17 protein-coding genes are annotated in these 13,712 nt (G+C 45.7%); all 17 read right to left on the bottom strand.

Features of this window, described 5'->3' with window-relative positions:
• Positions 1–19: 19 nt before the first annotated feature.
• The gene (gene argR, locus OGM16_10540) at positions 20–472 is read right to left on the bottom strand and encodes an arginine repressor (GenBank protein UYJ45270.1); all 453 of its coding nucleotides are present in this window, start codon (positions 470–472) and stop codon (positions 20–22) included.
• Between the two features lie 50 nt (positions 473–522).
• The gene (locus tag OGM16_10535) at positions 523–1,362 is read right to left on the bottom strand and encodes an NAD(+)/NADH kinase (protein ID UYJ45269.1); all 840 of its coding nucleotides are present in this window, start codon (positions 1,360–1,362) and stop codon (positions 523–525) included.
• A 19-nt stretch (positions 1,363–1,381) separates the two neighbouring features.
• Entirely contained in the window at positions 1,382–2,206 is an 825-nt protein-coding gene (locus OGM16_10530; GenBank protein ID UYJ45268.1) for a TlyA family RNA methyltransferase, read from the bottom strand.
• Positions 2,207–2,248: 42 nt separating this feature from the next.
• Entirely contained in the window at positions 2,249–4,111 is a 1,863-nt protein-coding gene (gene dxs, locus OGM16_10525) for a 1-deoxy-D-xylulose-5-phosphate synthase (GenBank protein UYJ45267.1), read from the bottom strand.
• Positions 4,112–4,305: 194 nt separating this feature from the next.
• Complete coding sequence (locus OGM16_10520; protein ID UYJ45266.1) at positions 4,306–5,217, bottom strand: polyprenyl synthetase family protein; 912 nt, start codon at positions 5,215–5,217, stop codon at positions 4,306–4,308.
• Positions 5,210–5,440 carry an exodeoxyribonuclease VII small subunit gene (gene xseB, locus OGM16_10515; protein UYJ45265.1) on the bottom strand — a complete coding sequence of 77 codons (231 nt, stop codon included), beginning with the start codon at positions 5,438–5,440 and terminating at the stop codon, positions 5,210–5,212. The genes OGM16_10520 and xseB overlap by 8 nt, the downstream gene beginning before the upstream one ends.
• 63 nt (positions 5,441–5,503) lie before the next feature.
• Positions 5,504–6,808 carry an exodeoxyribonuclease VII large subunit gene (gene xseA / locus OGM16_10510; protein ID UYJ45264.1) on the bottom strand — a complete coding sequence of 435 codons (1,305 nt, stop codon included), beginning with the start codon at positions 6,806–6,808 and terminating at the stop codon, positions 5,504–5,506.
• Positions 6,809–6,811: 3 nt separating this feature from the next.
• Positions 6,812–7,387, bottom strand: a complete 576-nt coding sequence (nusB, locus tag OGM16_10505; protein ID UYJ45263.1) for a transcription antitermination factor NusB — start codon at positions 7,385–7,387, stop codon at positions 6,812–6,814.
• A 147-nt stretch (positions 7,388–7,534) separates the two neighbouring features.
• A complete protein-coding gene (locus tag OGM16_10500; GenBank protein UYJ45262.1) occupies positions 7,535–7,915 on the bottom strand; it encodes an Asp23/Gls24 family envelope stress response protein in 381 nt (126 codons plus the stop codon).
• 88 nt (positions 7,916–8,003) lie between these two features.
• Positions 8,004–8,831, bottom strand: a complete 828-nt coding sequence (locus OGM16_10495; GenBank protein UYJ45261.1) for a SpoIIIAH-like family protein — start codon at positions 8,829–8,831, stop codon at positions 8,004–8,006.
• Between the two features lie 16 nt (positions 8,832–8,847).
• Entirely contained in the window at positions 8,848–9,486 is a 639-nt protein-coding gene (locus OGM16_10490; GenBank protein UYJ45260.1) for a stage III sporulation protein AG, read from the bottom strand.
• Positions 9,401–10,174 carry a stage III sporulation protein AF gene (locus OGM16_10485; protein ID UYJ45259.1) on the bottom strand — a complete coding sequence of 258 codons (774 nt, stop codon included), beginning with the start codon at positions 10,172–10,174 and terminating at the stop codon, positions 9,401–9,403. The genes OGM16_10490 and OGM16_10485 overlap by 86 nt, the downstream gene beginning before the upstream one ends.
• Positions 10,175–10,182: 8 nt before the next feature.
• Positions 10,183–11,250: a stage III sporulation protein AE gene (locus OGM16_10480; protein UYJ45258.1), complete on the bottom strand. Its 1,068-nt coding sequence runs from the start codon at positions 11,248–11,250 to the stop codon at positions 10,183–10,185.
• A gap of 67 nt (positions 11,251–11,317) precedes the next feature.
• On the bottom strand, positions 11,318–11,704 hold the full coding sequence (locus OGM16_10475; GenBank protein UYJ45257.1) for a stage III sporulation AC/AD family protein: 387 nt from the start codon (positions 11,702–11,704) through the stop codon (positions 11,318–11,320).
• A 70-nt stretch (positions 11,705–11,774) separates the two neighbouring features.
• Complete coding sequence (gene spoIIIAC, locus OGM16_10470; GenBank protein UYJ45256.1) at positions 11,775–11,969, bottom strand: stage III sporulation protein AC; 195 nt, start codon at positions 11,967–11,969, stop codon at positions 11,775–11,777.
• Between the two features lie 12 nt (positions 11,970–11,981).
• Positions 11,982–12,512 carry a stage III sporulation protein AB gene (locus OGM16_10465; protein UYJ45255.1) on the bottom strand — a complete coding sequence of 177 codons (531 nt, stop codon included), beginning with the start codon at positions 12,510–12,512 and terminating at the stop codon, positions 11,982–11,984.
• Between the two features lie 56 nt (positions 12,513–12,568).
• A complete protein-coding gene (spoIIIAA, locus tag OGM16_10460; protein UYJ45254.1) occupies positions 12,569–13,567 on the bottom strand; it encodes a stage III sporulation protein AA in 999 nt (332 codons plus the stop codon).
• Positions 13,568–13,712: the final 145 nt, after the last annotated feature.

Below are 13,712 nucleotides of genomic sequence, written 5' to 3'. Positions count from 1 at the left end.
TCTTATGTCCTGATCCAGTTTAATCTTCTACCATCTTTTTGATTTTTTCCATTACGATAATGGTATCATCCACACTGCGGACTGCACACATGATCGTGTCATCTCCTGCAATACATCCTACTACTTCATGAAATTTGATCGCATCTAAAGCAGCAGCCACTGCCATGGCCATGCCGGAAACTGTTTTGATCACAAGGATATTCTGTGCCATGTCCATAGACACAAAACCGTCTTTTAAAATACGGATATATTTGGAAGCAGAAGTCCCTCTTGGGCTTTCAAGGACCATATAACGCTGACGTCCGTTTTCACCTGGGATTTTTGTCAGCTTTAATTCCCGGATATCCCTGGATACAGTTGCCTGGGTTACATTAAAGCCAGCCTGGGTCAGCTTCTCAGCCAGCTCCTCCTGCGTTTCTATTTCATATTTTCCGATCAGCTCTACGATCTTGCTGTGACGTTCCAATTTCATCTGCATTTCCTCCCACCTATTTCCATGTACTCCCGGAATCTTCCCCGTTTTTAAACATTTCCCAGATAATTGCTCAGATTCTGCATAAAAGAAATCTGTTTTAATTTTACCATTACTGTTTCCGTGTGCGAACGTTCTACGATCAGATAGTCCCCCGCACCTGTTTTCTGGGAAGTGTCACCATCAAAAGTGACCAGTCCTTTTCCTAAAATACCTATCTTTACACGGTCCTGCTCAGAAAGGACAATGCTTCTGGCATTTAATGTATGGGAACACACAGGTGTTACCGCCATCATACGCCCCGCCGGGGCCATAACAGGACCTCCGGCTGAAAGATTATAGGCAGTAGAGCCGGTAGGGGTTGCCACCATTACTCCGTCTGCTGCATATTCATTCAAATATTCATCATTTACAGCCAGATCATAGCGCAGAACCCTCAGATGCTCTGCACTGGTAGCTACAATCTCATTTAAGGCAATGTCCTGAAATACCGGTTTTCCCTCATGAAATACAGTTCCCCGCAGCATCATGCGGCGCTCTAAGCGGAAACGGTCATTTACAAGAGCATCCATGGCTGCGTCAATATCTTCTGTGCGGTCTACCTGGTTTAAAAAGCCCAGATGTCCCCTGTTGACTCCCAGCATAGGTATATTTCGCCCTGCCAGGTCTCTGGCAGCCTGGATCAGTGTCCCGTCACCGCCAATGGTAATGATGCACTGGGTATCTTCCGGCACATATTCACTGGGAGTATGTCTGCCATTTTTCATGCGTTCATGACCGGTCATAAAACGGCATACTGCCCCTCTTTTTTCCAGACAGTTCTGAACCTCATCCTGAACATCCAGTACATAATCTTTGCTTAAATTGGATATTACATAGAAATATTTCATAATTCCCCTTACGTTAAGCTTACTCTTTATCCAGTGCTGCGTGTGCTTCCTCTACGATCTTTACCGGATCAACAGGCATTTCCTCATAAATGACCGGACCATCTTCTCCTTCCGGATGGTTCTGCAGATGCAGCAGGTATTCAATATTTCCCTCCGGTCCTTTGATCGGTGAAAATTCCAGGTTTAAGATCTCAAATCCAATGGATTTTGCAAAGGCAATGACCATTTCAATAACCTCTAAATGAACAGCCTTATCTCTTACAACACCTTTTTTGCCTACTTTTTCTCTTCCTGCCTCAAACTGCGGCTTGATCAGACATACTACCTGGCCATCATCCTTTAAAAGAGCCTTTACAGGCCCAAGCACCTTGGTCAGGGAAATAAAAGAAACATCAATGCTGGAAAATCCGATCTCATCAGGAATGTTTTCGTGGGTCACATAGCGGATATTCGTCTTTTCCATGCATACCACGCGTTCATCGTTGCGAAGCTTCCATGCAAGCTGTCCGTGTCCTACATCTACAGAGTACACCTTTACTGCCCCGTTCTGAAGCATGCAGTCTGTAAATCCACCGGTAGAAGCACCAACATCCATACAGATCTTGCCTTTTAACTCTACGCCAAAATGGGTCATGGCCTTCTCTAATTTCAATCCACCCCGGCTAACATATTTTAATGTATTTCCTCTCACCTCAATAGGTGCTGTTTCATCAAAAGTAGTACCTGCTTTGTCCTCTTTCTGTCCATTTACATAAACAATACCGGACATGATCAAAGCTTTCGCCTTTTCTCTGGATTCTGCCAGGTTTCTCTTTACAAGCAGTACATCCAACCGTTCCTTCATCTGTTTTCTCCTTGTATCAATGTATCAGTTTTTATTTCTGATCTAAAGCCAGCCTTCTGTTTTTAATTTACGGATAATGGAATCACTGTCGATTCCCAGTCCTTCCCTTAAAACAGACACATTCCCATGCTCAACATAAGCATCAGGAAGTGCTATATTTAAGACCTTTACCTGAGGATGATGTTCATGGATATAAGCAGTCACAGGAAGTCCAAAACCTCCCTGGAGTACATTTTCTTCCATGGTAACGATCAGTCTGTGGTTCTTTGCCAGCCGTTCCACCAGTTCCTTATCAAAAGGCTTTACAAAACGGGCATTTGCCAGTGTACAGGAATAACCCTCTTCTTTTAATTTTTCTCTTACATGTTCGCCCGTACTTACCATGCTTCCCACAGCCAGCAGGGCAATATCCTCTTCTTCGTAAAGCATTTCCCCTTTTCCATAGGAAATAGGCTGCATAAACTCTTTTAAGCCTCTGTATGCCGTTCCCCTTGGATAACGGATGGCAAATGGAGCCTTGTAATCCATGGCAAAATCCAGCATGGCCCGCAGCTCCCAGAGATTTTTCGGTGCTGCCACACTCATGTTTGGAATAGATGTAAGATAGGAATAATCGAAGATCCCCTGATGGGTCTCACCATCGCTTCCTACCAGTCCCGCCCTGTCCACTGCAAAGATAACCGGCAGGTTCTGGATACAGACATCATGTAAAATCTGGTCATAACCTCTCTGTAAAAAAGAAGAATAAACTGCTACCACCGGCCGCAGCCCTGCTGCCGCCATGCCTGCAGCACTGGTCACAGCATGGGCTTCTGCAATACCCACATCGAAGAAACGGTCCGGGAATCTTTTTCCAAAAGCCGCCACCCCGGTACCATCCGGCATAGCTGCCGTCACTGCTACCAGCTCTGGATGTGTCTCACCTAACTGACACATTTTTTTGGAAAATACATCTGTATAGGTGGGATATTTCTTTTCCGCCACCGGTCTGCCTGTTTTTATATCAAATGGACTGACACCATGGAAAGCTGCCGGATTCTTCTCTGCCGGCTCATAACCTTTTCCTTTTTTTGTCAATACATGGACTAAAACTGCATGATCCAGCTTCTGGGCTTCTTTAAAAACCTTACATAAAGCCTGGATATTGTGCCCGTCTACCGGTCCCAGATAGGTAATACCCATATTTTCAAAAAGCATTCCCGGAATAAACAGCTGCTTGATGCTGTTTTTCGTCCGCTTGATCCGGTCGATCATACGTTCTCCTACTACCGGGATACGTTCTAATGTATCTGCTACATTTTTCTTCAGATCATTATATCCGTTTCCTGTGCGCAGACCGCCAAGATATCTGGACATGCCGCCTACATTTTCTGAAATGGACATTTTATTGTCATTTAAGACAATGATAAAGTTTTTCTTCATACGGGCCGCATTATTCAAAGCCTCATATGCCATGCCTCCTGTAAGAGCTCCGTCTCCGATGACAGATACCACCTTATAATCTTCCCCCAGGATATCCCGGCCCTGGGCAATGCCAAGACCTGCAGAAATAGAAGTAGAGCTGTGACCTGTATCAAAGGCATCATAAGGGCTTTCCTTCCGTTTTGGAAAACCGCTTAACCCGCCGTACTGGCGCAGTTCATCAAATTCCTGCATACGCCCGCTTAAGATCTTGTGGGTATAAGATTGATGACCTACATCCCAGATAATCTTATCTTTTGGCAGATCAAATGTGCGCAGCAATGCAATGGTCAGCTCCACAACCCCAAGATTTGACGCCAGATGGCCTCCTGTATGACTGATCTTTTCAATGAGAAAGGTACGTATTTCCCCGGCAAGAACGCAAAGCTCTTCAGGGGACATATTTTTTAAATTTTCCGGCCCCTTTATCTGTTCCAATATCATAAGTTCTTCCTTTTTTATTCTATGTCCTCCCGGAGTCTTTCCTGCACCTGCCTTTGTGGCCGATTTTCCGCCAGCCGCACCCGAATTTCATCACCGTACGCACCGCGTACGCCTCAGAAATTTGGGCACAACTAACAAAAAATCTTCTCACAAAATCAGGTACAAAAAGATTCCGAGAGAACATTTCTGGCATTTTACTTCTGGCGCTTAATAAGGATGCGGATCAGGTTCTCCAGAAATTCATTATTTCCAGGCAGTTTATTTAAGTCTTCAATCGCCTGTGCTGAAAGGATCTCTACATCCTTTTTCGCTTTTTCCAGGCCTTCTATGGTCACATAAGTTGTCTTCTGGTTCTTTTCATCGCTTCCTGCCTCTTTGCCAAGGACCTTCTGGTCTCCTGTCACATCCAGGATATCATCCTGGATCTGGAATGCCAGTCCCACTTTTCCAGCAAGGCTTTCTACGATCTTACAGTCTTCCTCTGCCGCACCGCCTAAAACAGCACCGATGAGCATAGATGCTTCAATAAGTGCTCCTGTTTTCAAACGATAGATAAAATCCAGTTTATCCTTCGGAATCGGGCCGCCGGATAACTCTACATCTACCGTCTGTCCGCCGATCATACCATAAATACCAGTTTTTGCAGCCAGTATTTCAATGGCACGTCCCACTCTTTTTAGGTCATCTGCCTCAGAAACCTCATTAAATGCCTTCGCAGCCACTTCAAAAGCATAGATCATCAGAGCATCACCGGCCAGAACCCCCATGTCCTCGCCATACTCAGCCCAGGTACTTGCTTTTCCCCTGCGCATCATGTCATCATCCATACATGGAAGGTCATCATGCACCAGGGAAGATGTATGGATCATCTCAATAGCTGCCATAAACGGTACCACTGCCGGCTGTACTTCTCCTGTGAACAGTCTGCAGATCTCCTGCATGAACAGTGGGCGAAGACGTTTTCCGCCTGCTCTCACACTGTAATTCATAGCCTCAAAGATCGTACTCTGATGTCCCTTTTCCTCTGGCAGATAACTTTCGATCTGCTCATTGATCTTATTGATTCTTTCTTCCAGTTCTGTTTTAAATACTGTATTATCACTCATTGTCTTCACCCTCACTCAATATTTGGATCTGTTTTTCTACTTTATCGATCTGACTGCTTAAAGACCTCACAAGCTTCATTCCTGCCTCATACCCCGCAAAAGTCTCCTCCAGGGAACTTTCCCCATCTTCCAGCTTTTTTATAATATCTTCCAGGCGGGCGAAATTCTCCTCGATGCTGGTTTCCTTTTCCAAAGCCGCTTCTGTTTTCTTTCTTCCTGCCATGTCTATTCTTCCTCTCTCCTGGTACATCGTTTTCGAAATAACTATCCTACGCGATCAGTACAGTTATTTACGAAAGGGTGTACTGGTGCGCACCTTTCTGATATCATCCGGTCTTACTTCTTTTACAAGGGTTTCCAGAGAGCCGTCCGTTACATATACACAGACTGTATCTCCCGGCTTTACCTGGGTTACGCTTCTTAAGGCTTCCCCTGACTTCTTTTGTACAAAGCCGTATCCGGCACTTAGTTTCTTTAAAGGAGAAAGTCCCTCTAACCGGCTGGCATCAAGAGCCAGACGATGTTTTTCTTTTTCCAGTTTTCCCGCCATCAGATAGTTTAAACGTTCTGTGCGTTTCTCTATGCTTCGCCTGCTTTCTTTTAAGGCTTCCTGCATCAGCCGGTTTAAACATTCTTCCATATCCGCTAACTGCTGCCTGCGGTCATTGACCCGGCGCTCCGGATTTTTAAGTTTTAAACGCATCCGGCACTGCTCCAGACGAAAACGGGCCTGCTCCAGCTTTCTATTCGCCGCCTTGTCTAAGAGCAGCTTATACGCAGCTACTGTTTCTTCAAACTGCTTATAATCAAAAACTGCCAGCTCTGCCGCCGCAGAAGGCGTAGGAGCCCGCAGGTCTGCTACATAATCAGCAATGGTCACATCTGTTTCATGACCCACTGCAGATATTACCGGAGTTTGGCACTCGAAAATGGCCCTTGCAACCATTTCCTCATTAAATGCCCAAAGATCTTCAATGGAACCACCGCCTCGTCCTACGATCAGAACATCCAGACCTAAGGCATCCAGTGTTTTTATTCCTTTTACAATGCTGTATTTTGCCTGTTCTCCCTGAACAAGGGCCGGATACAGTATCAGCTGGACATAAGGGTTGCGTCTAGCTGTGATATTCATGATATCACGGATTGCTGCGCCGGTAGAAGCAGTAACGATACCAATCTTTTTTGCATATTTGGGAATAGGCTGTTTGTAGCATCCATCAAACATTCCCATTTCTTCCAGTTCATCCCGCAGTTTTTCAAAGCGCAGGAACAGATCGCCTCTGCCTTCCCTTTTGATCTCTTTTGCATAAAGCTGGTAACGTCCGTCCCTTTCATATACATCTACAGTCCCGGACACTACCACTTCCTGCCCCTCTGTCAAATGAAAATCCAGACTTTTTGCCTGTCCTGCAAACATGACGGCGGCAATCTGTGCGCCGCCGTCCTTTAATGTAAAATAAATATGGCCGGATGTATGATATTTGCAGTTGGACACTTCTCCCTTTATAGAAATGCGGTTCAACGCAAAATCCTGGGTGAACATATTTTTAATATATGAAGTCACCTGGGATACGGTATAAACGCTTCCCATCTGTTATTCCTGCTCTTTTTTCTCTTCTTTGACTGTTTCTTTTGCTTCTTCTGTTTCTTCTTTTGCTTTTATTTCTTCTTTTGCCTCTATTTCTTCTTTTGCCGGCTCTGCTTCTTCTTTTGCACCTTCCTTAGGAATGAATTTAGCAAGGACACCGTTTACAAAAGCAGGAGATTCATTTCCGCCGAATTTTTTCGCCAGCTCTACTGCCTCGTTTACTGATACCTTTTCCGGAATGGTATTATCATAAAGCATCTCATAAACCGCAAGACGTAAAATGGCAAGTTCTACCTTTCCCATACGCTTTGTCTTCCATCCGGCTGCCACTTCGTCGATCTTTTTATCGATCTCATCTACCAGATCTACTATCCTGGAAGTTCTCTCCCGAAGATATTCCTGATCCTTTTCCCCAATATCAACCTTATGCACTACCTGAAGAGTGCCGTCAGAAGCTGTATCGTCTTCTTCCGGTGACTGGAAATACTGCTCCATCTGTGCTTTTGCTTCTTCACCGGTTGTATAAAAATCCACAGAGAACAGCATTTTAAAACAATGTTCCCTTAATTCTCTTCTTGTCATTTCTTTTTTCCTCTTTCTATCATGATTCTTTTCCACTACCAGTGATTATACCAAAGGCAATGCATAAAAACAACAAGAATGTATAAAATGCCCTGCAGATGAGGAAATATTCTTCCTATATCTGCAGGGCATACTTATACATCATTTTCAGCTTTCTTCCATGTTCACGCCTGCGATCTTGATGTTCACATCCAGAACTGTAAGACCGGTCATATTTTCAATGGCTGTGCTTACCTTTTCCTGAACCTGTTCGCTGACAGCAGGGATATTGTAGCCATAGCGGATATTTAAGGAAAGATCTACAGATACATGTTCTTCTGTTACATCTACCTTTACGCCCTTGCTTAAATTCTTCATGCCAAGCTTTCCAACCAGTTCATTGGTGATATTTCCTGCCATGGAATCTACACCTTCTACTTCCGTAGCAGCAAGACCTGCGATGATCGCTACTACCTCATCTGCGATCTGTACTTCCCCGATCTTGTCTTTTTCATATACTTTATGTGTGCTGCGATTTTCTTCTGCCAAATCCCTTACCTCCTGCACTGTTATTATCCTTTATTATAGCAAAACCGGCCGGATATGTATAGGAATTTTTTGCAATGGCCACAGGACTTTAATCTGCCATATTAAGCAGCGTGATAATGATCTGGTCTGCCCCTACTTCTGCCTTGCGCTTTACAATATCTTCGATCTGGGCCCGCTGTGGATCTGTAATGGAAGATGCATGGATAACTACATCTACCTTGTCATCAGTAATGCTCACTACCGGATCTGCAAAGCCTTTTGCCATAAGAAGAGTCTCGGCCGCATTTTCCTTTTCTGATATTTCCGTAATGCGGATCATATCCTGGATAGCCTGCTGTTTCGCTGCCTCATCAATATTAGTGCTGTTAATAAGGCTCATTAATGTTTCTTTATTCTTTGCCCGGATCTGCTCTCTGCTAAGCTGCACACCTGCTATGTAATCCGCTACGCTCATACCACTGGTCAAAACAGCTTCTCCCGGATTTTCATAACCTGCCGGATCCGCACTTTCGCCAGTATTTCCTGTATCTGTACTGTTTCCTGAAAGTTCCCCTTCCTGAGTGGAAGCTTCCCCACCGGTTCCATTATCCCCCAGTGCAAGACTTGTATCCTCCGGACCTGCCTCTGCCACTTCCCCCTCTGCCGGGTCATTGTCCAGACTTAAAATGTCCGAAACCGTTTCTGACTGTGCCGCCAGGTTTTCCGCCATCAGGTCTTCCTCTGAAAGCTCCAGGCTTCCTGCCTGGGATAAACGGCTTCCCGCCTCCAGATCCCGTTTTCCCGCATAGTTCAGATACCCCGCTGCCGCGATCATCACCGCCAGCGTTGTGATAATGATCTGATTGCGCCGAAACAGCTTTCTGCCCTTTAAACCTTTTACCCGTTCTGTGACCTGCTTCATATTCCTGATCTTCATATGCCGCACTCCTTTTTTATTCCACCCGCTTTAACACTTTTATTTTATGCGGTTCCAGCCCGAATAATGCTTCCATAGCCTGGGAAATTTCTGCCTGCACAGTGGGGGAATCCCCGCCCTGGGCGCTGATGATAATGCCGGATATCTCCGGATATAATTCCTTCTGGATCAGTGGGCTGGTACCAGTGGAGCCGGACTGTTGGGATAAAATGGTATTTTCTTCAGACTGGCTGCTTGCTATATCCCGTTCTCCGCCGGAAGCATCTTTTTCCTTTGTTGTACTGGTATTTTCCGACCGGTCCGTGCGGTACACCTTTTCGCCAGATGAACTTAATACCACCATTACATCTACCTTTCCAACCCCTTCTACCGACTTTAAGATCTGTGCGATCCGTTCCTCCAGTTCTTTTTCATAATCTGCTGCTGGTTTTGCAGCTGCCGCGCGGACTGCCGGTTCCCCCTGGCCGTTTTCTGCCGTCTGGTCTGGCCATCCTTTTTCCTCCGGGTTTTCCTGCAAAGAGCTGTTTTTCCACAAAGATACATTTTCCCCTGGGACTGTCCCCTTACTTTTACTGCTGCTCCCCGGAAATGGCATGGACAGTATCATTAATATCACTCCCAGCAGGAGCAGGAACAGCCACTTCTCCCGGGTCATCTTCCCACCAAATTTCGACACAAGCTTCTTCCAGTCCATAATACTGCGCCACCTTTCTTTTAAGCTGCTGCTCCTGTAAAGAACCGGTTCCCAAAATCTCCTTCTTTTTCCCGGACAGTCCGGCTTTTACATCTGGGATTTCTACTTTTACGGATACATTACTTTCACCATCAGTCCTTCCCTCCGTCTTTTCGCTGCTTTTTACCTTATCCAATCCACCGGTATCCCCTTCATTTTGCTCTCCATCCACATTTTCTTCTTTTTTCAGGTGCAGCCGGATCTTCTCCACCCGGCCATAATCACTGCTTTCTGACCTTTCCTGCAACGTAACCTCTGCTCCTCCACACACAAAGCCTTCTGCTTCCGCCATTTCCCCTATACGCTTTTCTGTCTCCTTTTTATATTCCGAAAAAAACATTCCCATCCTGTTTTTATCCACATCTGCCAGCACTTCCCCAGCCTGCTGTTTTTCCCAGAAATCAGAAAATTCTTCAAATAATATGCCAGCCTGCTCCTGGAAGTTCAATCCGCCTTTTAAAGGGCTTATGGTTATCAATATCAATACCATTCCCGCAAAAAAACGGATATATTTTTCATAAGAACGATCTGCCAGCAAATGACTGATCACAGACAAAAACACCGTAAAAAACAGGATATTTCTGGCCCAGTCGAGTAATAACTCTCCCATATCCCCACCTATGCTGCCAGATAGCTGACATTAGTACCGGCACAGGTTATGGCAATGACCAGGACAAATACCAGAAGGGAATATAATGTAATACGAAGCAGCAGTCCATGTCCCGCCGCCATTCCCTGTATACAGGAAATGATCCGTTTATCACATACCGGCTGTAAAAGAGCCGCCGCCCCCTGATACATGACCATAAGAACTGCCAGCTTCACTACAGGCACCAGTGTGATCACTGCCAGGATAATGACCGCTGCTGCTCCCATACTGTTTTTGATCAATACACTGCTTCCAAATACAAGCCGGGCTGCTGCTCCTGTTGCCTGTCCAAGCCCCGGCACCATTTCCGCAAATTTCATAACAGCAGACTTCCCGGCGCTGTCTGCATAGGGAAGCACCAGCGACTGGACGATCTGAAGTCCCAGTGTCAGTCCCAATATCGCCCGCATCCCCCATGAAACCATTTTCCCGATCAGATCGGTAAGCTTTGAAAAGCATGGTTCTTCCATCATATGATCTCCAAGGACCAGCATACCGTAAACACGGACAAAGGATAAAAATCCCCTTCTGCACAGCCACTGGACAGCCCAGGCAGCTCCCAGTGCAATCTCATAAAAAGCAGCAGCACTGGCACTTCCCCCTGCAAAAGCCACGCTGATAAAATAAGCCGGCATAAGCAGGCGGACAAATTCTAATATCTGGTCTAAGACCTGGGCTGTGATCTGGATGCTGGATAAGAAGCTTCCTGCCAGACAGGTAAAGATCAGCAGATAGATCACGTAAAAAGCAGTTTCTGGTATCTGGCTTCCTTTAAATGCAGAGGCAGCATGGGAAAACACTGCCCCTGTAAGCCCTAAAAGAGCTACCTGTACCAAAAGGACCTGTCCTTCTTTTGCCTGTGAAAACAAGGCTGACTGTAACATTTTGCCTGCTGTATTTAAAGCTTCCTTCATATTTCCCTGAAGCAGAACTTCCATCAGTTCTGTAAAAGAAATTGATGTATTTCCAGGCTGAAGCTGATTTAAATATTCCTGTATCTTCCTGATTTCCTCCCCGATACCCATATCATTTTCCATGGAAATCCATCCTCCATATTCATTTTATGTTCCCTCAGAATCTTTTATTTCCACAAACCAAAAACTCTCATGCCAGTATCTGGTCCAAAGTTCCAAAAAGAGCCAGCAGCACCGGCATACTTACAGCCAGTATGGTCAGTTTTCCAAAAATCTCGATCTGTTTTCCCAGCGCCCCATATCCTGCATCTTTACATATGCCTGAGGCAAATTCTGCAGCATAGGTAACGCCGGTCATTTTTAAGAGCGTGACCAGATACACCGGCCGTATTTTTATATATGACTCCATCTGCCGGATAATATCCAGTATTTCTTTTAACCGGCCAATGCCGTAAAACAGGAAAAACAGCTGTGCTGCGATTACCACATACAGAGCATATTCTCCCCTTACCCCCTTCATCCACACTGCTAAAAGCACCGCCGCGACCCCGGCTGCACCGACTGTCAATATATTCATGATTCCTTCACCTCTTAACGATGTTCCTTCGGTATCAGAATGGCCAAAATACCCTTTGACCCCAACATTTTTATAACAAAAACAGCCGTTTCATAGTCTCAAACAGATCATATATGTACGGGATCATCCAGAAAAGCACCATTACAAGACCTGCCAGACTGGTTAAAAATGCCTGTTCATCCCTTCCGCTATGTTTAAGGACCTGGCAGATGACCGACACCAGTATCCCCACTGCCGCGATCCTGAAAATGAGATTTACATCCATAGTTTCCCACCTCTAAAACATGACGATCACCAGAAATAAGCTGCCCATCACCCCAAGCGCTGTACTGAGCCTGCATTTTTCCCGTATCTCGCCACGCAGCCCGGAAATAGAAAGCTCCAGCTGCTCCAGATACAGCAGCAATGTTCTCTCCTGCATCTGCGTATCCAGATATCCCAGCTGACCTCCAAGGGAAAGCAGTTTTTCTTTATCTTCTTTTTCCAGAAAAAGGGGGTTCCCAGATTTTTCCATTTCTTCAATGGTCTTTTCCCAGATTTTTGCAAAATTTTCTCCGGTGCGGCTGCCTATCCTTTCTGCTGTCTGTATAAAAAGCTCTCCAGGAATGCCTTTTTCCCGCCTTCCTATGCGCTCAAAAGCTTCTTCCAGTGGAGCATGGCTGTAAACGATCTCCCCTTTCAGGCAGTAGACCATCCGCCGCAGTGTTTCCAGTGTCTGTAGTCTTTTTTTATATCCCCATGCCAGCCATACACCCATTCCTGAGCCTGCAAATAAGATCAGCAGCCCGCCTGTCCATTTAAAGAACATCCCACTTCTCCTCCTTTCCTGATAAATGTTCTCCCGGGATCTTTCTGTACCTGATTTTATAAGAATATCTGGCGAAACTCCCCATCATATATAGCTTCCACCATTCCACGCTGTTCCCTTCTGCTGCTTAAAAATACCAGCCGCTTAAATGTCTTTTCCGCTAAAAGCTCCCTAAATCCCGGTCGTTCTCTCACCTCTTCCAGCGAGGCGCCATGAGCTGTAGCCGCCAGTACACAGCCACAGTTTTGCACATACTCCACTGCCTGGATATCCTCTTTTCCCCCAATCTCATCTACAGCAACCACAGCCGGAGCCATGGAACGGATAAGCATAAGCATCCCTTCACTTTTAGGGCACCCGTCTAACACATCCGTACGCATTCCCAGGTCATTTTGCGGTATCCCCTGATAACAGGCTCCAAGCTCTGACCGTTCATCTGCCACACCTACAGTCACCCCAGAAAATGCTTCTCCTGTCACATGATCACGGCTCCCATCAGAGACCTGGCGTATCAAATCCCGCAAAAGAGTCGTCTTTCCACACCCCGGAGGTGAAAGGATCAATGTACTCACAAATCTTCCATTTTCATATAAAAACGGAAGCACTTTATCTGCACAGCCCTTTATTTCATGGGCCACCCGCAGATTTAAAAATGCCACTGACCTGATCCCCATGATCTTCTGCTCCTTTAAGATCACTCTCCCGGCAACACCGATCCTGTGACCGCCCCGGACAGTAAAAAAGCCCTGGCGCAGCTCCTCTTCAGCCGCATACAGGGAGAAACCTCCCATGATCTCCAGGGTATCCTTTAACTCTTTCTCATTTATATTTTCCAGTTTTTTCCAATCTTCTTTTTTCCATAACTGTTCCGCCAGCTCCACCAGCTGATCATTTCCGATGATCCCCATTTCCCTGCCATTCACACGCAACAGCACAGGCTGTCCGCACCGCAGACGCACCTCTTCTAACTGGTCAAAATCCAGTGAAATGCTTTCTAATATCTGCCGCAGCCGTCTGGGAAACAGCCCGGTTATCTCAACTTTTTCCATTGCCATTTTCTCTACCTCTAACTCCAGTATATGAAGGCAATGGGATTTTATGACTGACAGTTAAAAGATGTTGGGGTCAAAAGGTATTTTGACCCCTCTGATATCGAATTGCTACGTGCTTTGCACTCCCGCAATTCCAAAAACATTCGTA

It is taken from the genome of Lachnospiraceae bacterium, from assembly GCA_025758065.1.
Classification (GTDB): Bacteria; Bacillota; Clostridia; order Lachnospirales; family Lachnospiraceae; genus Enterocloster.
Note: the sequence above shows the minus strand (reverse complement) of the source record. Positions and strands in the feature narration are given on the sequence as shown.

Excerpts from the sequence above, each read along its gene's own strand:
- argR (UYJ45270.1), bottom strand. The coding sequence starts at position 472 with ATGAAATTGGAACGTCACAGCAAGATCGTAGAGCTGATCGGAAAATAT.
- OGM16_10535 (UYJ45269.1), bottom strand. The coding sequence starts at position 1,362 with ATGAAATATTTCTATGTAATATCCAATTTAAGCAAAGATTATGTACTG.
- OGM16_10530 (UYJ45268.1), bottom strand. The coding sequence starts at position 2,206 with ATGAAGGAACGGTTGGATGTACTGCTTGTAAAGAGAAACCTGGCAGAA.
- dxs (UYJ45267.1), bottom strand. The coding sequence starts at position 4,111 with ATGATATTGGAACAGATAAAGGGGCCGGAAAATTTAAAAAATATGTCC.
- OGM16_10520 (UYJ45266.1), bottom strand. The coding sequence starts at position 5,217 with ATGAGTGATAATACAGTATTTAAAACAGAACTGGAAGAAAGAATCAAT.
- xseB (UYJ45265.1), bottom strand. The coding sequence starts at position 5,440 with ATGGCAGGAAGAAAGAAAACAGAAGCGGCTTTGGAAAAGGAAACCAGC.
- xseA (UYJ45264.1), bottom strand. The coding sequence starts at position 6,808 with ATGGGAAGCGTTTATACCGTATCCCAGGTGACTTCATATATTAAAAAT.
- nusB (UYJ45263.1), bottom strand. The coding sequence starts at position 7,387 with ATGACAAGAAGAGAATTAAGGGAACATTGTTTTAAAATGCTGTTCTCT.
- OGM16_10495 (UYJ45261.1), bottom strand. The coding sequence starts at position 8,831 with ATGAAGATCAGGAATATGAAGCAGGTCACAGAACGGGTAAAAGGTTTA.
- OGM16_10490 (UYJ45260.1), bottom strand. The coding sequence starts at position 9,486 with ATGACCCGGGAGAAGTGGCTGTTCCTGCTCCTGCTGGGAGTGATATTA.
- OGM16_10485 (UYJ45259.1), bottom strand. The coding sequence starts at position 10,174 with ATGGGAGAGTTATTACTCGACTGGGCCAGAAATATCCTGTTTTTTACG.
- OGM16_10480 (UYJ45258.1), bottom strand. The coding sequence starts at position 11,250 with ATGGAAAATGATATGGGTATCGGGGAGGAAATCAGGAAGATACAGGAA.
- OGM16_10475 (UYJ45257.1), bottom strand. The coding sequence starts at position 11,704 with ATGAATATATTGACAGTCGGTGCAGCCGGGGTCGCGGCGGTGCTTTTA.
- spoIIIAC (UYJ45256.1), bottom strand. The coding sequence starts at position 11,969 with ATGGATGTAAATCTCATTTTCAGGATCGCGGCAGTGGGGATACTGGTG.
- OGM16_10465 (UYJ45255.1), bottom strand. The coding sequence starts at position 12,512 with ATGTTCTTTAAATGGACAGGCGGGCTGCTGATCTTATTTGCAGGCTCA.
- spoIIIAA (UYJ45254.1), bottom strand. The coding sequence starts at position 13,567 with ATGGCAATGGAAAAAGTTGAGATAACCGGGCTGTTTCCCAGACGGCTG.